Below are 21,144 nucleotides of genomic sequence, written 5' to 3' on the forward strand. Positions count from 1 at the left end.
CCCAAAAAACTTCAATTCACCAAATCATTGCAGCAATGCAGCCAGATATCCTGCCGCCCCGCAAAATTAAGTTTGACAATTCTTAAAGTGTGATGATAAACTCGGAACATAACGAAACGTCTTCAAGTAATTACCAAAATGAAGAAAGGGTGATCTCGGTGTTTAACATGGATATGGTATACCTCGCCACTATTGTAGAAAAATATACCCAACTGAATACCGAAGCAGCCCGAGCAGTGGAGAATTCCTGAGGTTCATGCGTATTACGCGTAACGTATGAGAACAGGCTTAACTTATCTCTCACATGTCTCTGTGCTGCTTATAGCACCGTGGACATGATAACCGCAATTACAGGCGTATCATCCGTTTTCGGATGGTACGCTTTTTCGCGTGCTGTGAGGTTATGATCCGCTGCAAAGTGTCCGTAAATGTTCCGTTAACCAAGCTAACTTAGTAATTACTCCAAGCACGAAAGGAAGGGATTTACCTTGTTCTCCGTACTCCGAAATCTCGGCTGGTTCTTCCGCCGGGAAAAAAGGCGCTATACTATAGGCCTCATTCTTCTTATTGTGGTAGGTGTGTTAGAACTCCTGCCTCCACGCCTGCTCGGCAACGCCATTGACGAAATCGTCACCGGTGCCATCACCGCAGGTTCACTTATGAAATACATTGGCCTGATCGTACTTATGCTGCTGATCATTTACTGGATCACCTACATATGGATGCACAAGCTGTTCGGGGGATCGAATCTGGTGGAGCGTCTGCTCCGCTCGCGCTTCATGAATCATCTCATGACGATGACCCCCGCCTTCTTCGAGCGTAACCGCACCGGAGATTTGATGGCCCGCGCCACCAATGATATCCGCGCGGTATCCGCCACCGTAGGCTTCGGGATGCTCACCCTTGTCGACTCCACCGTATATCTCACGGTTGTGCTGTTCGCCATGGGATTCCTGGTCAGCTGGAAGCTGACACTGGCCGCCGTCATCCCGCTTCCGATGATTGCGGTAGCGATGGTGTTCTACGGCAAAGCGATCCACGACCGTTACAGTCTGGCGCAGGATGCCTTCGGTGATATGAACGACCAGGTACTGGAATCCGTATCGGGTATCCGCGTCATCCGCGCTTATGTGCAGGAGCGGCATGATGAGAAGCGCTTCTCTGACATTACAGATGATGTGTACCGCAAAAATATGGCGGTCGCCCGGGTCGATGCCTTCTTCGAGCCGACCATCCGCTTGTTCGTGGGACTCAGCTACATCATCGCCCTGACCTACGGAATCTATCTCGTATTCCGTAACCAGATTACACTTGGTGATCTGGTATCGTTCAATATGTATCTCGGGATGATAGTGTGGCCGATGTTCGCCATCGGCGAGCTGATTAATATCATGCAGCGCGGCGGCGCTTCACTGGAGCGGATCGACGAGACGCTGAATGCGAAGCCTGATGTCAAGGATGTGCCTCATCCCGTTCCGGTAGCCCAGCCGACCACCATTGAGCTGAAGGATGTAACCTTCCGGTATCCGACCTCTACCATCGATAATCTCAGCGGAGTCAGCTTGTCCCTCTCCCAGGGCCAGACGCTTGGCGTGGTCGGACGGACCGGCAGCGGCAAATCGACGCTGCTGAAGCAGCTGCTGCATGAATATCCGGCGGGCACAGGCGAGATTCTGATCTCCGGGGTGCCGATTACCCAGATTGCCCTCGACCAGCTTCACAGCTGGATGGGCTATGTGCCGCAGGAGCAGATCCTGTTCTCCAAGTCCGTGCGCGAGAATATCCAGTTCGGATATTCCGGGGCCACCGATGAGCGGATCATGCAGGCGATTACTGCCGCTGCCTTCCAGAATGACCTCGGCACCTTGTCCGACGGGCTGGATACAATGGTTGGCGAACGCGGCGTCTCCCTCTCCGGGGGGCAGAAGCAGCGGGTCTCGATCTCCCGGGCCTTCATCGCGAATCCTGACATTCTGATTCTGGATGATGCTCTGTCTGCCGTGGACGCGCGGACAGAAGCGAAGATCATCGAGAACATCCGCGAGGAGCGCAGCGGTAAAACCACGCTCATCTCGACCCACCGCCTCTCGGCGATTGAGCATGCCGATCTGATCGTTGTCCTCGAAGACGGGCATATTACAGAACAAGGTACACATCAGGAGCTGCTGGAGCTCGGCGGATGGTACCGTGAGCAGTTCGACCGCCAGCAGGTTGAGAATAATCTGACGAATGAATAACCCCATACAGGAGGTGTCACCGTTGACACAGAGTACAGGCAAACGTCTGCTGCAATATGCACTGACCGCCAAAAAGACCTTCATCGCCGCCCTTCTGCTCCTGACCATCGGAGTAGCGGCTGAGCTGGCAGGGCCTTTTATCGCCAAGAGCATGATTGACAATCATCTGCTTGCGATTGAGAAGCCCTACTTCCAGACAGCCTCGCCGGAGGATGCTGCGGAATATAACAACACTTATTACAAACGCGGTGACCGTTTTGCCGCAGGTGAAGCCAAGGGCCAGGAAGTCCGTCTGCTTCAGGCAGGCAGAAGCTTCTACTTCATCAATGAAGCGGTAGCCAAGACTGAAGGCGAGCGCAGCTTCGCTGACGGAAAGCTCCAGATCAAATACGGCGAGCAGACGACGGTCTATCCGGCCGTCAAGCTGTCGGCTGGTGATCTGTTTTCCTTTTACAAGCCGGAGCTTCCGGGAATCTATCAGTTAGTCGCTCTTTACGCCATGTTCCTTGTGATCTCCATTATTGCTGAGTTCGGCAAAACCTACTGGCTGCAATCGTCTGCCAATCAGGTCATCCGCAAGCTGCGGACCGATGTCTATGCCCATATCCAGCGCCTGCCGGTCTATTTCTTCGATAATCTGCCTGCCGGTAAAGTAGTCTCCCGGGTAACTAATGATACGGAAGCAGTCAAGGATCTTTTCATTGCCGTGTTATCCAACTTCGCTACAGGGATCATCAATATCACCGGTGTCTATGTGGCCCTCTTCCTGCTCGATGTGAAGCTGGGACTGGTCAGTTTGTTCGTCGTACCGATTATTATTCTCTGGATCGTGCTGTACCGCAAAATCGCTACCAAATACAACACGATCATCCGCTCGCGGCTGAGTGAGATTAATGCCATTATCAATGAATCGATTCAAGGGATGTCAATCATCCGGATTTTCCGCCGCCAGAAGCAGAGTAGTGCAGAATTTGAGCAGCTCAATGACGACTATCTGAAATATCAGAACAAAATGCTCAACCTGAACGCCTTCACCTCCCACAACCTGGTGAACTCGCTGCGCAGCCTCTCCTTCGTACTGGTGCTGTGGTACTTCGGCTTCGGCAGCCTGGACGGTTCAACCTTCGTATCGCTTGGCGTTCTCTATGCCTTTGTCGATGTACTGGGCCGGATGTTCCAGCCGATTACGGGCATGGTCAACCAGCTGGCGAATCTGGACAGCTCAATGGTCTCCGCCGGCCGCGTGTTCACGCTGATGGATGAGCCGGGAGAGCCGGTCACTGACGGATCGATGCCGCGTTACAAGGGAAATGTCGTATTCAAGGATGTCTCCTTTGCTTATAAAAAGGACTTCGTCCTGCGCGATATCTCCTTCGAGGCGCGCCCGGGCGAGACTGTCGCCCTTGTCGGCCATACCGGCTCCGGCAAAAGCTCCATCATCAACCTGCTGTTCCGCTTCTATGATCCGCAAGCCGGAAACATAACGATCGACGGGCAAAAGGTCAAGGACCTGCCGAAGCAATGGCTGCGCAGTCATATGGGCATCGTGCTTCAGGACCCGTATCTCTTCACCGGTACCATTGCCTCCAACGTCAGTCTGGGTGACGAGCGGATCTCTAGAGAGCGTGTCGAACGCGCTTTGCGTGAGGTAGGAGCCGATAAGCTGCTGGCCCATCTGCCGCAAGGCTTCGATGAACCGGTCATTGAGAAGGGCAGCACCCTGTCCGCCGGACAGCGGCAGCTGATCTCCTTCGCCAGAGCGTTATCCTTCGATCCGGCGATCCTGATTCTGGATGAAGCAACGTCGAACATCGATACCGAGACGGAGAGCATTATCCAGCAGGCACTGGAAGTGCTGAAAAAGGGCCGGACCACCTTCATCATCGCTCACCGGCTGTCGACCATCCGCAGTGCGGACCAGATTCTGGTGCTGCACCGGGGTCAGATCGTCGAACGCGGCAGCCATGATGAGCTGATGGCACAGGGCGGCCGATACTTCCGCATGTATCAGCTTCAGCTGGGTGCAGGTGCCGTGAACGGCCCGGGCGAGCCGGCTCCGGAGTCCGGGGCCCCTGCTTCTTCCGCCGGACTCCGGCCATCGCTGGAACAGATCTAGTTTGGCTGCTTAAGTCCAGTGGCTCTAGTACAGTAATTTAAGGCCACTGGCGGCAACCGCTTATTCCGGACATACATTGCAATAAGAACACCCTCTGACGCAGCAAAGCATCAGGGGGTGTTCTTTCACTTGATATCAGAACGTTTGTTCTGTATAATGAAACAATACATATTATGGATGGAGTGAAGATGATGATAACCTACAGTCTTAGCAAGCGGCAAGCCCGCCTGTTCCTGCTGCGCCATCAGCGGCTCGTCCCGGGCGGATTGCCCGGCGGTAAGCAGAGTATCTATGACTTCGTCCGGCATGTAGGCTGTATCCAGTATGATCCGCTCAGCATAGCCGGACATAATCACGAGCTGGTGCTTCAGGCAAGAATCCCCGGCTTCGTGCCCGAGATGGCCAATGAGCTGCTATATAAGGACAGAACGCTGATTGACGGCTGGGATAAGAACATGTCGATCTACTGCACAGAGGATTGGCCGTATTTCCAGCGGCGCCGGGAAGCTGCCGCCAGGCATCAGCATAACGAGGCCATGGCGGCCATGATTACCCATGTCCGTGCGGGGCTGGATGCACGCGGACCGCTCTCTTCACTGGACCTGGAGAGTACGGAGAAGATCGACTGGTCCTGGGCTCCGGCAAGACTCTCCCGGGCTGCCATGGAGAGCATGTACTTTTGGGGCGAGCTATCCATCCATCACCGGGTGCACACCCGCCGTTATTATGACTATACGGCCAAGCTGCTGCCTCCTGAACTCCTAAGCGCAAGCGATCCTAACGAGACGCTGGAGCAGCATCATGACTGGTATGTGCTGCGCCGGATCGGCAGCATCGGCCTGCAATGGAACCGGTCCGGGGACGGCTGGCTTGGCATCGCAGGTCTGAAGAGCAAGGAGCGGACAGCGTCCGTACAGCGGCTGCTGGAGAAGGACCTGCTCCGCGAGGTACAGGTGGATGGACTGAAGCTTCCGCTATACATCCGCACAGCAGACGTCCCTGAGCTTGAAGCCGTATTGCTTGTAGATGATACTACGGCAGCTGCAGATGAGTCCGCAGCAGGGCCTCGGGCTGGTAATGAGAGCGGGGCCCGTTATGCTGAACAAGCGGCCTCCTTCGCGGCGGCACTGGCCCCGCTGGACAATCTGCTGTGGGACAGAGAGCTGATCCTCCAGCTGTTCGGCTTCCAATACCGCTGGGAGGTCTATAAGCCAGTGCTTGAACGGGAATACGGCTACTATGTCCTCCCCCTCCTCTACGGCGACCGCTTCATCGGCCGGCTGGAGCCGGTGATGAACAAGAAGACCGGCGTCCTGACCATCGTCCGCTGGTGGTGGGAGGACGGGGAGACACTTGAACACTCCATGCTCCCCGCACTCGCGGGGGCCTTGACTTCGCTGCAACATTCGACCGGGGCCACCGCGATCCGCTTCGCGCCGGATGTCGTGCACTCCTGCGGACTGCAGGAGTTGGAGGAGGCGCTGTCTGCTGCGCCTGTACAAACTAATTAATTCAATCACCTGATCCCCCAGCGGGTGGAGGATGTCGGGACTTATGCGGTGCGTCCGCACAGTTTGTGCGGACTCCCTCCATATTGGTCATCCGCCCACTTCTGGGCAATCGGCGAATTCAGGGGCACTAGTGCTCCTCATTCGGGCGTTTGGCTCGCATCCGCTGAATTCAGGTGCACTAATGCTCTTCACTCGAGCGTTTGGCTTGTATCCGCTGAATTCAGGGGCACTAATGCTCCTCATTCAGGCGTTTGGCTTGTGTCCGCTGAATTCAGGGGTACTTCTCCCCCTCTCGTCTCTCCGTCTGCAAATCCCACCACGTACACCCCGCCAACCAATCGTGTTCAGTTTTCCGCATACATTCGGCACACGTACACCTACCTGCCCCAATGTATTCGGTTTTTCGACTACATTTCATCCACACGCCTCCATCACGCCAAATGTAATCGGTTTTTCGATTACATTCCGTCCTCGCGCCTCCACCACGTCAAATGTAATCGGTTTTTCGATTACATTCCGTCCTCGCGCCTCCACCACGCCAAATGTAATCGGTTTTTCGATTACACTCCGTCCTCGCGCCTCCACCACGTCAAATGTAATCGGTTTTTCGATTACATTCCGCTCGCGCGCCTCCACCACGTCAAATGTAATCGTTTTTTCGACTACACCCCGCCAACTAATCGTATTCCGGTTTACATATACATTCGGTCCACTCCTCCCTCCTAACCCATTGCATTCAGCTTTCCTTATCCTTCCAGACACTACTTACGCTCAGCTTATATATCCAAAGAAAACTCCCTCTGACGCAGTCTTGCTGCGATAGGGGGAGTCCTCTAGTAAGTGTAGATATATTTCATTAGATGCCTCATTGGATATGCTCTTCCTCAAGGCCCAGCTTGCTGTACATCTCTGTGCAATAACCCTGCAGCTTAATCTCCAGCCGGCTTGCCTTGTTCTTGAAGCGCTTCAGTTCACGGATCATATGGGCCCGGCCTGCTGGGGTGAAGGTCTCTTGAATTCGTTCCTTGAAGTAATCATGGACAATATGATTGCGTTCCTTCCATACGGCCTGCAATTGACTCGTCTCTTCCTCAGAGAAGGGGAAGTGGTGCTGGATTTCTTTGATGAGTTGGCCGAGTGAATTGCTTAGCTTGCGTTGATACAACTCTGCGATTTCGGCATCGGTTGGCGTCTTGCCCTGCGACAGCTTCGTCAGCAGCAGCAGATTTGTTAATTGCTGCTCCAGTGCCTGGCAATAGTACACTGCCAGCCCGAAATAGGCAAATAGCTCTTTGGATTGTTCACTCTCCGGTATTTGTGTATCCTTCATCGTTCCTCCCGTCCTTAATCTGATCATATTTGAATTTATATTGTTTTGCTATAGTCCATGCGGCCGGAACGGTAAATGTAGAATCCGGCAAGCAATATTATGTACGCCAACGCGTGGGCATAGGCTCCGAGCACGGAGGAAACCGGCAGAGTCTCTGCATTCATCATTCGATCCATAACCGGATATACCGGCGGCAGGAGAATGGATACAACGGGCCCAGGCACCACTTCAGCCACTTTACCGGCACTAATCGATAGAATGAGGAGAATCAGCATCATTCCGGCCGCATAACCAGCCCGCGGTACCCACGAGGATTGCAGGTACAAGGAGAGCGTGATCCCTAATAACCCCATTAGAGCATGTCCGGCCAAGCTAAGCAATATCCGCTGAAGTCCGGCAGGTTCTTGAAAACTTCCGGCCATCACGGGATAGATAACAATAACTACATCCAGCAGCAGCGTAAGCAGGATCATTGTAAGCAGACCACCCATACTGTAGCGGCGGGCACTGCGGAGCTGAACAATAACCACCTGCTTCTGCACTGCCTGCTCATGGTTAAGGAAGCTTAAGCCAAGCCACGCACAGGCTACGAATAGAAAGACTGCCGTTGCCGAATAGCTGCTCATGACCGGGTTAGGCTTGTAAGAATACAGAATTAATACCGTAATCATAATGCCGGCCACGGGTCCGAAGAACCGCTGGGAAACTGTATAACTGTGCAAAAAATAACCAATTAGCCCCTTCACGCGCGTTCACTCCCGCTCTGATTCTTGGGGTCCATCCACTCGGCGAGGTCGCTTACTCCCCCGAGAGGCTTCACCGAAACTATGGAACCGCCCGCCGCAAGAATCTGCTTCAGGCAGGTATCTGACATTTGCTGATCTACAGTCAACTCTGTACAAGCTGTACCGGCGAAGTCCCGCTCCGGCAACATGTGAATGACTCCAGGCAAGGCCTCCAGAGCCTGCTGGGCTTGTCCCGGGAGTGCCGTATAGACGATATTCACTACTGGAGCACTCTTCAGCTTCTCCGCTCCATGAATCGTCCGAATGTTCTGCCCTTGATGTAATACATATACTGTATCCGCGACAGCTTCGATGATCTGCGGTTCATGAACGGACAAGACGAGCGCCGTGCCCTCCGCCTTCAGCTCCAGCAGGATATCGATAAGCGTATCTTGTGCCGGCAGATCCAGTCCCGACATTGGCTCATCTAGCAGGAGCAGCTGCGGCCGGAGGAGCAGGCTCTGGATCAGGTTGACCTTCTGCAGCATCCCCTTGGAGAAGCCTGCCAGCTTGCGGCTGCGTGAGGATTCGAGACTGAACAGCTGCAGCAGTTCGTTGATCCGGGATGCCGAAGCCGCTTCAGGGAGCCCGGCAATCCGGCCCATGCAGCGCAGATAGTCTTCGGCGGTGAGCTTCAAGCCGGGAAAGGCTTCAGGTGCATAACCTGTGGTTATCACCTGGCGGTCGCAGATAAGAGCGCCGGAGGACAGCTTGAGCAGTCCCGCGAGGATGGACAACAGTGTACTCTTGCCGGACCCGTTGCGGCCAATCAGAGCCGAGGCCGTGCCAGGAAGAACCGTCATCGATATTCCGGTCAGTACCGGGCGGCCTCCATACCGCTTGCTGCCTTCAGTAATTGTAATTAGAGGTGATGCATTCGTGGCTTCCAGGCCTCCTTCCATTCGTGCATGCCTATGGGCCGCACCGGACGGCAGCCTGATTATTCTTTTATGTAACATTCGCCGGAATGCCTTTATTCTCCTTTTTAATTTCCCGGTTCCATCCATTTCACATCGAAAAAACCAGAACTGTGCAGAATAAAGTCTGCAGCCGCCCTGGTTCCTGTTAAGTATTCAATGCAGTATATGTTAGTCCTTAAGGGTGATGTCAGGCGTAGACTTCAACAGCTTCACTGACCCTTCTGCAGGCCATGGCTGCATTGCGGCAGGTATCGATGCAATCCTGGCAATGGTTATGCTTATGACGGCTGCTTGTGTCGGCGCAGCGGTCACAGATGTCAGCACATAATTTGAGGATTTCGGCCACGAACGGGCTTCGGCGGGTCATCGCTTGAATAGCGAAGGAGCAGATGTCTGCGCATTCACGGTCCAGCTGGATGCTCTCCCGCAGATCGGCCAGATCATATTCCTTGAGGCTTGAGACATAGCTATAGTTACAGGCATCCATACATTCAATCAAAGCATTAATGCATTCCTGATATTGAATTCGGGTCATAGCCTTACAACCTCCTGCAATTAGTATAGGGTATGCCTATGTATTAACCTGCAAGAATAAGAACGAACCATTCATAAGGAACGGCAGATGGTTAACTATAGGCTTCGTTTGACCGCTGCGGGTCTGGTCAGCAGTCGTCCCTCCAGGCGCAGAAGCTCCCTGCGCAGCTCTCCGGAGGAGAAATGCTCACCGATGAATACCGCAACATCCGGCACCTCTCCCTGGGGCGTAATTCTCATGAAATCCGCTTCCCTGTAGGCATACTGAAACAGAAACCGGCTGGAGGTATCGGTAAAAGTTACGATCCCCTTGGCCCGGTATACATCGCGCGGCAGCTCCTTCACAAACTGTTCAAATTCCTCACTGTTCACGGGATTCTGGAAATAATGGGTGTAAGCCATCACATGATCATGGGAAGCATGCATCGCCCCCTCAGGTCCGCTCTCCACCTGCTCTCCGCCCGCAGACCGGTCTTCCGTATGGACGGCTCCCACACTGCCCAGCAGCACTTCCGGCTCCAGTTCACAGCGTACCGCAGGCAGAATCTCCGCGTAGGCGTTCCACTTGCGTAATACCTCTGAGATTTCTGCAATCTCTGCGGCTTGAATACGGTCCGTCTTGTTCAGGATCAGGACGGATGCACAACGGATCTGCTCCTGCATCAGGCGGTACGTAGCCCCTTGCTGGGAGCGGTAGAGCTCCAGCAGATGGGCGGCATCGACGACGGTAATCAGCCCCTTCAGCTCTACCTGCTGATATAGCGAGGTCTCCGTTACCGCATCCACAATCTCCAGCGGGTTGGCTGCGCCCGTTGCCTCGATGATAACTACATCCGGGGATTCTTTCTTGACCAGCGTGGTCAGCTCGGTGCTCAAATCGCCCCTGCTCGTGCAGCAAATGCAGCCGCCCAGCATCTCTGCCATCGGCACAGACTGCTCCACCAGCAAGCCGTCCAGGTTCACCTCACCCAGCTCATTCATAATTACAGCCGGCCGCAGGCCCTGAAGATTCCAATGATCCAAAAGACGCTGTAGTAATGTGGTCTTGCCGCTGCCGAGAAATCCCGACAAAATATATACTGGTAGTGACTGTTCCAAGTTTGCTCTCTCCCTGCCTCAAACGGTTATGGTAGCGAGTGTACTACAATGACCGCCTCTGTGCAAGGCAGTACTGCCTATGTAGGCCTACAGCAGCTTCCCCCGGAGCTTGTTATTACTGCTTCCATCCCCTATCATGAGAAATATAAGCTGCACAGCAGATATTAAAAGGAGCTGGTTCGTATATCATCCGTCGAAGAACACCGGAGCGAAGCCCCGGATTCAGTCGCTTGCTACATCATAACGGTCTCAGATACCCGGACCATCGATACGGACACCGGAGGGCCTCTGATCCAGAGTCTGCTGGAAGGCGCCGGCTATACCGTGACCGGACGCACCATCGTCAAGGATGATTATGAGGATATCCGGGAGCTGGTCTACAAAAGCTCCGTCCATTCCGGCATCGAAGCTGTGCTTCTGACAGGAGGGACCGGTATTTCCCCCCGTGACACCACCTATGAGGCCGTAGCCTCTCTGCTGGACAAGTCGCTGCCGGGCTTCGGGGAGATTTTCCGGCTGCTGAGCTTCACCGAAGATATCGGCTCAGCCGCTATGCTCAGCCGGGCCATTGCCGGCACGATCGGCAGCACCGCTGTCTTCTCCATGCCCGGCTCCACCGGTGCGATCAAGCTGGCCATGGAACGGCTGATCCTGCCCGAGCTGCGCCACGTCATGCGCGAGATCTACAAGCGTTCGTGAGCTGCAGCATGGACGGACACCTATTTTGCCGGAAAATAGACAAATGAACAAGCAGGCTCCTGCATAACGCGTATACTGGCATAAGTCCACTGCGAAGGAGCTGAGTGTAATGAGAAATTGTCCGAAATGTCCTACTGAAACGGTTACAGATCCCACACAGGTTGTATATGAAGATTACTATCATCCCCAGGTGGTCCAGGTGGTCCACCATGTCGAGGTTGTCAGACGCCACCACTGTGTTCCGGTCCCTCACCATATCTACACTTATTCCGTCCGGGATGAAATGTGCGGGCCTACCGCAATGGTGCGCAGCAGAAGAAGATAGTCTGCCTCTCCCGTCAGTAGGATAGTATATTGCAAAAAGCCAAACCGCCGTCTGCGCTTGAAGATACGCGCAGCGGCGGTTTTGCTTTTGCCGGGAGAGTCTATACAATTGGCGGGTCTGTATGAACGTCTGCATCGGGTGCTGTAGCCGCCCAGCGAGTGAAGGTGACCTCAAAGCCAGCCCGCGTCGGAGCACACAGGAATGGTCCCGCTTGGCTGCCAGTCTCATACGGGAACCGGGCAACTCGGATGGTCCGCCATGGATGATTCTCAGTTCGCGCTCTGAGGATTACCGCATCCTTCATCCGCGAAGCCCGCAGGGTAATCACCTCGCCCTTCCATTCAGGAATAGGGGACAATGACCAGTCAGAGTAACCGTCCGTCACAACTGCACCTATATGGGGAACACCATCATTCAGCTCAATACCGGCTTTGATCCATTGCTCACTGCTGTGCCATAGCATAATGCCTGCCTGGTCATACAGCTCCGTGAACCCGTCCAGAACAAAGCTGATCTCTATCGCCTCTGCCTTATCCCAGGGGGCAAGCAGCGCATGACCGCTATCATGCTGGAAGCCGTACATCGTTTTTTCCCAGTAGTCGCTGCCCTCCGCTGAGAGGGTCACCAATTGACCGTCCACGGTTCTGCTTGACACCGGTTTATTGCTCCATGCTCCATCCTGCCAGTCTATGAATCTCATTACAGGCTCACCTCTCCTTGTCGTTTGCTCATCATCCGGTTAATGATTTCAGAGCTTACTATCATCACTAGGATATACCCGATCATTGCCGGCGGGAGAATCATGAAGGTGCTCCGCGCCGCCGCCCAGCCCAACAATGGAGGCAGAAACGCACCGCCGGTGTAAGCCAAGGCCATCTGATACCCCATAATCTTCTGCGAATGCTCTGCTCCGAACCGGGCGGGCGTCTCATGCAGCATGCAGGGGAAGATCGGTGCCGAGCCAAGGCCAATCAGAATAAAAGCGACCAGTGAATACACCGCCGGAAGCGGCAAGGCCAGCAGCAGCGCACCCGCGAGTGAAACCGCCAGTCCGCCGCGAATCAGCGTACGGTTGCTGAACCGGAAGGTAATGAAGCCGGTAATCAGCCGCCCGGCCGTGATTCCGCCATAATAGAGCGAGACCCATCCGGCCGCCGTTGCCGGGGATACCTCCTTGACGTTCACCAGATAACTGCTGCCCCACAGCCCTACCGTAGCTTCCACTCCGCAATAGAACAGGAAGGTAAGCATCGCCAGCTTCACGCCTTTGATCCGCAGCACCTTACCCTCAGCGGGAACGGCCGCCGGCCGGGAATCTGCCTTCTCAGACATCTCTACAGGCTGCTGTCCGCCCTGTTTGCTTACCCTTGTCCACAGCGGCAGACTGAAGAACAGTACCACGACTAGTGCAAACTGAATCATGCTGACCGCGAAAAATCCTGTTCTCCATGACTCACCATTCGCAATATACCGCGACATCAGGATCGGCCCCAGCATAGCCCCTATCCCCCAGAAACAATGCAGCCAGCTCATATGATGCGCTTTGTAATGAGTTGCCACATAATTATTCAACCCTGTGTCGATCGAACCGGCCCCAAGACCCAGCGGCAAGGCCAGCAGAGCCACCCACAGGACGGAGGAGGAATAAGAGAAGCCGAGCAGGGCAAGAGCCGTTACCGCCACGCTGATAAAAGTAACCATTCCCGTTCCGAGCCGCTTCAGTACCACACTGCTGGCCAAGCTTGAGATAATCGTCCCGGCGACCACTATCATTGACAGCAGTCCGGCCAGCTCGACCGGCGCCCCGAAATCCAGCCGGATAATCGGCCAGGCTGAGCCAAGCATCGAATCCGGCAGTCCCAGGCTGATGAACGCCAAATAAATAATAATTAAGAATACCGTTGCCATGCTACCCCCGCCTAACCTTCTAATGATCGCTGAATTCCTCCACCTGCAGCGGTGGTGGCTTGACCTCAAAACCACTTTTTAACTATCAGTCGCCTCGTTACTATATTACTTTATAAAAGTATTATAATAAATAGTTTTTTCGGGCTATTTGTGGTTACAAAATAGCCCGGCAGAGTGACTCTGCCGGGCGGGTACTAGCTTTAGCTGTTTCTTATGCTTATGAATACCAAGCTTCCAATAAGATCCTACACCTTACAAGTCTGGATGCTCATGCTTCGCTTTGAGGCGGCTCCAGCGGCGCTGAACTTCACCCTCGAAGCTGCGCAGAGCCGGTTCATTCTCCGGCTTCAGCAGATGGCGGGTCTTGCCCATCGTCTTCAGCCAGGCGGATACTTCTATCCGTTTGTCCTTATCTTCCGGGTTGTAAGTGATACTTGTAATTCCCTGCTCAACTTCATAGAGCGGGAAGAAGCAGGATTCGACAGCCAGGGACACGATATCCGTGCCGTCCTTGTCTTCACTCATCCAGTTCAGCGGACAGGCAATGAGAATCTTGCCGTAGACCAGGCCTTCATTTTGCGCATACCACTGGGCTTTTGCTGCCTTCTTCAGCATATCCTGCGGATAAGCTTCACAGCCGGTGAAGACATAAGGAATGTTGGTAGCCGCCATAATCTGTGCTGTATCCTTGTGCTGGGTCACCTTGCCCTGCTGGGTTTTGCCGATGCTTGAGGTGGAAGTCCGGTGTCCGAGCGGTGTCGAATAGGACTGCTGTGCACCTGTGTTCATGTATCCTTCGTTATCATATTCTACGATAATCATCTTATGGCCGCGCAGCGCTGCACCGATTGCAGGTCCCATTCCGATGTCCATTCCGCCGTCACCGGTAACCATCACGAACGTGAAGTCTTCCTTCAGCCCCAGCCCGTCAAGCTCACCCCGGCGTTTGCGTTCCCAGAACATCTCAACCACACCGGACAGTGTAGCCGCACCATTCTGGAACAGATTGTGGATGAACGTCGATTTATGGGAGGAATACGGATAACCTGTAGTCGTTACCATCGCACAGCCGGTGTGGTAGAGCGCTACGATATCGCCTTCGATCCCCTTGAAGAACAGCTCCAGCCCGGAGAAAATCCCGCAGCCCGGACATGCTCCGTGCCCTGGAGACAGGCGTCTTGGCTTCTTCATCAGCGAACGCACCGGCGGAACTCTGACACTCAGCTTGCCGGTCTCTTCGTTCTGGGTTACCGTGATCAGGCCGGTCTTCAGCTTATCGAAGTCCATCGGCTTCAAGAGGCGCTTCGGCGCATTCTCCGGCGCTCCCGGATTGTGGCCGTAGTAATCGAACGGAATCTCGACACGGTCTGCAACAACGGCATCCATAGCCAGCTGGAAGAAGTGGTGTCCGTCTTCGGCGTAGAAGTCTTTACCGCCCAATCCGTAGATCCGGCTGATAACCTTAGTCGTGGTATTGCCGTAAGTGAACAGTGCTGCCTTAATCTCGTTCACCATGTTACCGCCGTGTCCGCCAACCGAATCTGCACGGTCACCTACAGTAATGGCTTTGACATTCTTCAGCGCTTCGGCAATCTGCTTCTGCGGGAACGGGCGGATCATGTTCGGGGAGATCGCTCCCGCCTTGACTCCCTGCTCGCGAAGCTGATCGACTACATCCTTAATGATCTCCGAAGCGGAGTTCATCAGGAAGACTGCGACATCGGCATCCTCCATCCGGTACTGCTCGATCATCTCATAATGGCGTCCGGTCAGCTCTGCGAACTCCTGCGCGATCTCTTCGAACACTTCACCGGCATTGTACATCGCAACGGATTGCTGATAACGGTTGTTAATGTAATCCGGTTCATTCATGTAAGGTCCCACAGTGACCGGGTTATTACGGTCCAGGGTATCAGTGAAGCCTGCAGGCGGCTGTTCGCCAACGAACTTGTGAACATCCTCACGGTGGGCAAAAGCCTGTACCCGGCGCTTCTGGTGCGAAGTGAAGTAGCCGTCAGAGGCCACCATCACCGGCAGCCGGACCTTGGCGTGCTCCGCCAGCTTCAGGGCCATCAGGTTCATATCATAGACCGACTGCGGATCACGGCACATCAGGATCGGCCAGCCGGTGTTCAGGGCAAAGTACAGATCCGAATGGTCTCCGTGAATATTCAGCGGTCCCGAGATCGAACGGCAGACCAGGTTCATGACCATCGGCATCCGCGTACCTGCTTGTACAGGCAATTGCTCCAGCATGAACATGTAGCCTTGAGCGCTCGTTGCGTTGAACACACGGCCGCCCGCTGTAGAAGCGCCATAGCAGATCCCGGCGGAGCTGTGCTCGCCGTCGGACGGTACCAGCATGATATCGTGCTGGCCGCTGGCCTTCATCGTATCGAGGAACTGGGCCACCTCAGTCGATGGGGAGATCGGGAAATAACCCATGACATGATAGTTAATCTGATGCGCGGCATAGGCCGCCATTTCATTGCCGGACTCGTATAGGAATTTCTGCTCCACCTTGGCGGAGCCTAGTTCTTTTTCATAATCAATAGCCACAATGTATTCCACCTTTCTTCCGGGTTTTAGACTGGAGTTACCAGATCGAACTGATGCTTTACGGTATGACTGTCTGCGAAGCCTTCCTTCTCTCTCATGCTGGATAATGCTGAGGTCGGACAGGCACCGATACATTTCAGGCAGCCTTTACAGTACTGGTAGTCAATACCGAGCAGGAACATCTGCGAACGGCCCTTGCGGTCCAGACGCTCTTCCCACACGAAGCACTGGTCAGGACATACCGTGTCACACTGTGCGCAGTTAATGCAGGACTCCATTTCATAGACCGGAAGCATACCGGAACGGGAGATGCTTAGATTCTTCAGGAAGCTGCCGCCAGGATTCGTAATCGTTCCGCCCATCGGCTGCGTCTCATAACCGAGAGCCGAGATATCGGAACGTACATATTCCGGCATGCTGTCTCCGGCAGCCAGCTCGAACTGCATGAACTTCACTTCATTGTAGCCGCGCTCGAAGGTTGTAATAGCGGACTGGACAGCCTGCGGATATTTTTTGCCGAGGGACTTTTCAATGACGCCCTTCATAATTTCAGTGTCAAGGAACGGGCAGAGCCGGAAAAGCGCCCCCAGCATGGCCATATTGACGCGGTTCTTCTCCTTGAGCGCGATGCTGGTAGCATCAATCACTGCAATCGTGCCGGCCTTCATCTTCAGCAGCTCTCTGAGTTCTTCCGGCGTCTTGGCCGAGTTCACGAGAACGGTGCTGTGTTCATGAATTCCGCTGGTTACATTAACGGTCTTGGCAAGTGCTTCGTGAAATACGCCGACAACATGCGGACGCTCGACCGGCGAAGTATCGCGGATATGGGTATCCATATCACAGAAACGGATGTGAGCCTTAACCGCAGACCCCTTCTTCTCCGAACCGTACGATGAGAAGCTGACGCCGTTCAGCCCTGCGCCGACCACTCCTGCTTCCGCCAGCATTTTACCTGCCAGGTTCGCGCCCAGGCCTCCAATGGATTCCAGACGAATCTCAAAGAATCCCAGTTCATTTACTATTGGCAATTGTACCACCGACATAACCCCTTTCTTAGTACATCCTTTTGACTTTTTCAACGATTGTAACTTGATTTTGTAAGCCGCGAAGTGACATATCTTGCATTTTCCACGCTCAGGAAATCACAATTCTTTATAGATTTATGCAGGTTTCTTTATACGCGACAGTGCGGTGTTATTTCAATAGAAGGAAAGCTTCCATGAAAATGACAAAATGTGAAGATTGTGTGTAATCCCGCACTTTCCTAAGCAAACTGTGGATGAGATGTCATCCTTAATTTAGCAATAAAATTAAAAATTAAGATGTTAAAAATATCACAGAAATAATGATATATATCACAGGTGCCTGGTACTAAAAGAAAGAAACTCCTATCCAATCAAGGAAGGAGTTCCATCTTCATTACTATTCCTGCTTAGTAAGCCCACCAGTTGCCTGACATGACAATCATCGAGAACAGCTTGAGGCTGTCTTCATAATAGTTCTCTGCTGCACTGTTAGCCGTATGGGTCCAGAGGGAGTTCAGCCAGCTCTGATTCGCGGAAGAGGTCATTGCGCCCACTCCGAAGGGGCCGTAGAAGGCTCCGCTGTTATAGCTGCCAAAGGTGGTTCCGTCCAGCTTGTAGCCATCCTTGATATTGCCTGGTGTGCCTCCGGTCTTGGTTTTGATCCAGGAGTTAAGCTGATTCAGCTGGGATAAGGCGCGATTGTCGCCGGTGAGCAGATAATCGGTGGTGATCCGCCATGGAACCCGGCACGAATTATAGTTGTAGTCCCCGTCACGCTGAGATTCCAGGAAGTTCGCAGCAGCAGGCTGATACGTATTGTTAGAATAGACTACGAAGTCAGGAAGCAGGCCGGTTGTGGAGCTATAGCCGCTATACAGGCTGTTGATTAAGGTATAAGTCTTGTTCGTTACGTTCTGCCAGCGGGCATCCCCCGTAGCGGCCTGGAAGGCTTTGAAATGATTCACCATGAAATCCGACGGGCGGGTGGCTGTGTTATAAGAGCCGCTGTTCGCCCAGTCTCCGAGACGGATTGTCCACTGGGACTGATTGATGTCATTATTCATAATGGCGTTGATAATATTGGTCGCAGCCTGCAAATAGTTAACAGTTCCGCTGCTGCCCCATTGCTTGTGGGCAAGCAGCAGAGAGTAAGCAATATCCAAGTCGCCGTCTGTGGCTGAATTCTGGCCTTCGATATTCTGGAAGCTGCTGTTCTGCTTCCAGGACATCAGGTAAGGATTAATAGAGCTGGGATGCTCGGTGTAATAATTATAGAGTCCATTGTAATAGGTCTGCGCATTGCCGTCATAGCCGGCCATCAGGACGGTGAACAGCATCCCGTAGCCCTGCGCTTCAGATACGGTCTCGCCATTCGAATTATACTTCACATAGTATTTCCCGGTGCCGGCCGGCTTGAGGTATGTCCCCTTCCAGGCATCCCATTTGGTCTTCACCGCATTATCCAGTGCAGTCTGGCTTACATGATTCGGCTTGATAGTTCCGCTGGTGTAGGCCGTGTGCTGCGGAAACGGCTTGTTGACAGCGGCGAAGGCGGACCCCGCAGGCAGGATGAAGATGGCTAAACAAAGAATCAGCAGACTTGCCCAGTGCAGCTTGCGCTTGGTTGGCTTGTTCATAGATCTTTCACTCCTCAACAGTTAGTGGATTGATAATGTTATAGAATTGCTTGTCTCACAAATGGGCAATGGCAGGTTAAGCTCACCTCCTACATCGAGAGTGGCGGCTACAATAAAGAACGCAGCAGTTATAATGAGCTTGATGGCGGATTTTAGAGCGCTTACACTTTTGCCGCAAAAATCGATCTCTTTCTTCCAATTCTGTCATTTGTAACATATTCAATATATGATTTCATAGACTTGCTGTCAATAAGCAGATGGTTGGCCGCTCACACAAAAAGCCCTCTCAAACCGCAGAATTCACACTGCAGGCCTGAGAGGGCTGACTATATTCTTATTCTAATGAAATGCGGACCAGGTTCTACTCCACATCGGTAATCATATGCTCTGCAATCAGCTGCTGCTTGCGGTTCCATAGCTGCTCGCTGAGATTCACCCGGAAGACTTCCGGGTTCAGCTTACGCAGATACTCCGGCCAGAACAGGTCAAGCTGCTCCTGATGGTAGCGGCGGATCTCCGCCAAATCCGGCAGGGTATAGACCTGGAACCCGTTCACCACAACCGGCTCCAGCATCCGCACCGCGTCGTAACGCTCCACATGCTTCTTCATATAAGGATGCAGCGGGTTGAACAGCTTCAGCCGGACACCGCTGCGGGGCGCAGGCTCATCCGCGAAGCTGATATAGTCAGCCAGCGCCTTGCCGTTCTGCCCGATAATGCGGTAGACTTCCTTTTTGCCGGGCGTAGAGACCTTCTCGGGGTTCGAAGAGATCTTGATTGTAGGAATCATCTCACCGCTTGGCGCTTCAATCTCAACCAGCTTGTAGACGCCGCCGAGTGAAGGCTGATCCGAAGCGGTAATCAGCTGTGTTCCGACTCCCCATGTATCAATTGCCGCCCCTTGCGACTTCAAGTTCATGATGGTGTTCTCATCCAGATCATTGGAGGCCACGATCTTCACATACTGCAGCCCGGCTTCATCCAGCATCTCGCGCGCCTTGCGGGACAGATAAGCAAGGTCACCGCTGTCCAGCCGGATGCCGTTCATCCGCTTGCCTTGCGCTTCCAGCTTCTTCGCCGTATTGATCGCATTCGGCACACCGCTGCGCAGAGTATCGAACGTATCCACCAGCAGCGTCACGCCGTCCGGCATCACTCTCGCATAAGCGTCGAACGCCTCCTGCTCGCTCGGGAAGCTCTGCACCCAGGAATGGGCATGGGTGCCCTTCGTAGGGATGCCGAACTTCTTGCCGGCCAGCATATTAGAGGTCGCGTGGAAGCCGCCGACATAAGCGGCGCGGGCGCCCCAGACTGCGGCATCTGCTTCCTGCGCGCGGCGCGTTCCGAACTCGAGCAGCGTGTCGTTAGGGGCCACCTGCTTGATCCGCGACGCCTTGGTAGCAATCAGCGTCTGATAGTTCATGAAGTTAAGGATCGCAGTCTCAACCAGCTGCGCCTCCATAATTGTGCCTTCGACCCGGATCAGCGGCTCATCCGGGAACACCAGGGCCCCTTCCTTCATGGAATGGAGACTGCCCTGGAAATGGAACTGCAGCAGCTCCTCCAGGAAGGCCGGCGCATAATTCTCCTCCTGCTCCGACAGGTAGCGGATATCCTCTTCCGTGAACCGCAGCTCCGCGATGTACTGGGCAATCCGCTCCAGTCCGGCGAACACGGCGAACCCGTTGCCGAACGGCAGCTTGCGGAAGTAGGCTTCGAATACCGCCCGGCGCTTATGCGTACCGTTCACCCAGTGGGCATACATCATATTAATCTGGTATTTGTCTGTATGTAGAGCAAGTTCTCTCCTCAAGTCCTCATCTCCTAATCATTACACTGCCTGTAGTTGGATGCTGCCTCTGCTGATGTGTTACTGCTCTCCTAACGCCGTGACGACTTTTGCGCCAAGACTGCCGCGGAAGTGTCCGAGCGCCCATACATGACCGTCGGGATTGAAGCTGGCGACGGCATCCTCATGCACTGTAATCCCGAAGCCGTGGTTGTAGGCATCTACGGCCGTATGCAGCACACAGATATCCGTGCAGACTCCGATCAGATGCACCTCGGTAATGCCCCGCTCACGCAGCTTCAGCGCAAGATCCGTGCCGCAGAAGGCGCTGTAACGCGTTTTGTCCATCCAGTAGATGGCTTCCCGGTTATCCTCGTAGACAGCCTTCAGGCTTCCGTACAGCTCACGTCCCTGACTTCCCCGCAGATTATGCGGCGGAAACAGCTTGGTCTCCGGGTGGTACGCGTCATCCGCCTCATGCAGATCTACAGCCATCACCACATAGTCCCCGCTCCGTACGAATTGTTCCGTCAATTCACTGACTCTAGGCGCAATATCGATGCCGGGCTGGCCGACAGGCAGGTTCCCGTCAACGAAATCATTCGTGAAATCAATTACAATCAGTGCTCTCATGGTAGATCAGCCTCCTCCAAGGTTAATGGGCCTGCACT

At 53.9% G+C, this 21,144-nt stretch carries 18 protein-coding genes; 5 read left to right on the plus strand and 13 right to left on the minus strand.

The features are described from left to right. The first annotated feature begins 488 nt into the window (after positions 1-488). From MKX63_RS30445 to MKX63_RS30455, 3 genes are all read left to right on the plus strand, one after another. Positions 489-2,237 carry an ABC transporter ATP-binding protein gene (locus tag MKX63_RS30445; RefSeq protein WP_341022466.1) on the plus strand — a complete coding sequence of 583 codons (1,749 nt, stop codon included), beginning with the start codon at positions 489-491 and terminating at the stop codon, positions 2,235-2,237. Between the two features lie 22 nt (positions 2,238-2,259). After that, a complete protein-coding gene (locus MKX63_RS30450; protein WP_341022467.1) occupies positions 2,260-4,353 on the plus strand; it encodes an ABC transporter ATP-binding protein in 2,094 nt (697 codons plus the stop codon). A gap of 173 nt (positions 4,354-4,526) precedes the next feature. Further along, positions 4,527-5,864, plus strand: a complete 1,338-nt coding sequence (locus MKX63_RS30455; protein WP_341022469.1) for a DNA glycosylase AlkZ-like family protein — start codon at positions 4,527-4,529, stop codon at positions 5,862-5,864. A 414-nt stretch (positions 5,865-6,278) separates the two neighbouring features. Here MKX63_RS30455 and MKX63_RS30460 read toward each other — a convergent pair whose 3' ends face one another. The 6 genes from MKX63_RS30460 to MKX63_RS30485 all read right to left on the minus strand — a co-directional run bounded on the left by MKX63_RS30460 (position 6,279) and on the right by MKX63_RS30485 (position 10,531). Further along, the gene (locus MKX63_RS30460; RefSeq protein ID WP_341022471.1) at positions 6,279-6,503 is read right to left on the minus strand and encodes a hypothetical protein; all 225 of its coding nucleotides are present in this window, start codon (positions 6,501-6,503) and stop codon (positions 6,279-6,281) included. 226 nt (positions 6,504-6,729) lie between these two features. Continuing rightward, the gene (locus tag MKX63_RS30465) at positions 6,730-7,194 is read right to left on the minus strand and encodes a hypothetical protein (protein ID WP_036724577.1); all 465 of its coding nucleotides are present in this window, start codon (positions 7,192-7,194) and stop codon (positions 6,730-6,732) included. A 35-nt stretch (positions 7,195-7,229) separates the two neighbouring features. Continuing rightward, on the minus strand, positions 7,230-7,940 hold the full coding sequence (locus MKX63_RS30470; RefSeq protein ID WP_341022473.1) for a hypothetical protein: 711 nt from the start codon (positions 7,938-7,940) through the stop codon (positions 7,230-7,232). Next, positions 7,937-8,881 (minus strand): ABC transporter ATP-binding protein, encoded by a 945-nt coding sequence (locus MKX63_RS30475; protein ID WP_341022475.1) that lies wholly within the window; start codon positions 8,879-8,881, stop codon positions 7,937-7,939. Before MKX63_RS30475 ends, MKX63_RS30470 begins: the two co-directional genes overlap by 4 nt. Before the next feature lie 205 nt (positions 8,882-9,086). Then, positions 9,087-9,434 carry a four-helix bundle copper-binding protein gene (locus tag MKX63_RS30480; protein ID WP_341022476.1) on the minus strand — a complete coding sequence of 116 codons (348 nt, stop codon included), beginning with the start codon at positions 9,432-9,434 and terminating at the stop codon, positions 9,087-9,089. Positions 9,435-9,529: 95 nt separating this feature from the next. Then, positions 9,530-10,531: a CobW family GTP-binding protein gene (locus MKX63_RS30485; RefSeq protein ID WP_341022477.1), complete on the minus strand. Its 1,002-nt coding sequence runs from the start codon at positions 10,529-10,531 to the stop codon at positions 9,530-9,532. A gap of 183 nt (positions 10,532-10,714) precedes the next feature. Between MKX63_RS30485 and MKX63_RS30490 the strand changes: the two genes are divergently transcribed. Both MKX63_RS30490 and MKX63_RS30495 read left to right on the plus strand, forming a co-directional pair. Next, complete coding sequence (locus MKX63_RS30490) at positions 10,715-11,230, plus strand: MogA/MoaB family molybdenum cofactor biosynthesis protein (protein ID WP_341023359.1); 516 nt, start codon at positions 10,715-10,717, stop codon at positions 11,228-11,230. Positions 11,231-11,339: 109 nt separating this feature from the next. Continuing rightward, the gene (locus tag MKX63_RS30495) at positions 11,340-11,555 is read left to right on the plus strand and encodes a hypothetical protein (protein WP_341022478.1); all 216 of its coding nucleotides are present in this window, start codon (positions 11,340-11,342) and stop codon (positions 11,553-11,555) included. A 100-nt stretch (positions 11,556-11,655) separates the two neighbouring features. Here the strand turns inward: MKX63_RS30495 and MKX63_RS30500 are convergent, their stop codons facing one another. The 7 genes from MKX63_RS30500 to MKX63_RS30530 all read right to left on the minus strand — a co-directional run bounded on the left by MKX63_RS30500 (position 11,656) and on the right by MKX63_RS30530 (position 21,106). Then, entirely contained in the window at positions 11,656-12,255 is a 600-nt protein-coding gene (locus MKX63_RS30500) for a DUF1349 domain-containing protein (protein ID WP_341022480.1), read from the minus strand. Then, positions 12,255-13,463: an MFS transporter gene (locus MKX63_RS30505; RefSeq protein WP_341022482.1), complete on the minus strand. Its 1,209-nt coding sequence runs from the start codon at positions 13,461-13,463 to the stop codon at positions 12,255-12,257. The genes MKX63_RS30500 and MKX63_RS30505 overlap by 1 nt, the downstream gene beginning before the upstream one ends. A 252-nt stretch (positions 13,464-13,715) precedes the next feature. After that, a complete protein-coding gene (locus tag MKX63_RS30510; protein WP_341022484.1) occupies positions 13,716-16,022 on the minus strand; it encodes a thiamine pyrophosphate-dependent enzyme in 2,307 nt (768 codons plus the stop codon). Positions 16,023-16,048: 26 nt separating this feature from the next. Continuing rightward, positions 16,049-17,059, minus strand: a complete 1,011-nt coding sequence (locus MKX63_RS30515; RefSeq protein ID WP_341023361.1) for a 2-oxoacid:acceptor oxidoreductase family protein — start codon at positions 17,057-17,059, stop codon at positions 16,049-16,051. A gap of 395 nt (positions 17,060-17,454) precedes the next feature. Continuing rightward, the gene (locus tag MKX63_RS30520) at positions 17,455-18,684 is read right to left on the minus strand and encodes a glycosyl hydrolase family 8 (RefSeq protein ID WP_341022487.1); all 1,230 of its coding nucleotides are present in this window, start codon (positions 18,682-18,684) and stop codon (positions 17,455-17,457) included. A gap of 361 nt (positions 18,685-19,045) precedes the next feature. Beyond that, complete coding sequence (locus MKX63_RS30525; protein ID WP_341022489.1) at positions 19,046-20,497, minus strand: nicotinate phosphoribosyltransferase; 1,452 nt, start codon at positions 20,495-20,497, stop codon at positions 19,046-19,048. 57 nt (positions 20,498-20,554) lie between these two features. Then, a complete protein-coding gene (locus tag MKX63_RS30530; protein WP_341022490.1) occupies positions 20,555-21,106 on the minus strand; it encodes a cysteine hydrolase family protein in 552 nt (183 codons plus the stop codon). Between the last annotated feature and the right edge of the window lie 38 nt (positions 21,107-21,144).

It is taken from the genome of Paenibacillus sp. FSL R7-0179, from assembly GCF_038002265.1.
GTDB lineage: Bacteria > Bacillota > Bacilli > Paenibacillales > Paenibacillaceae > Paenibacillus_AQ.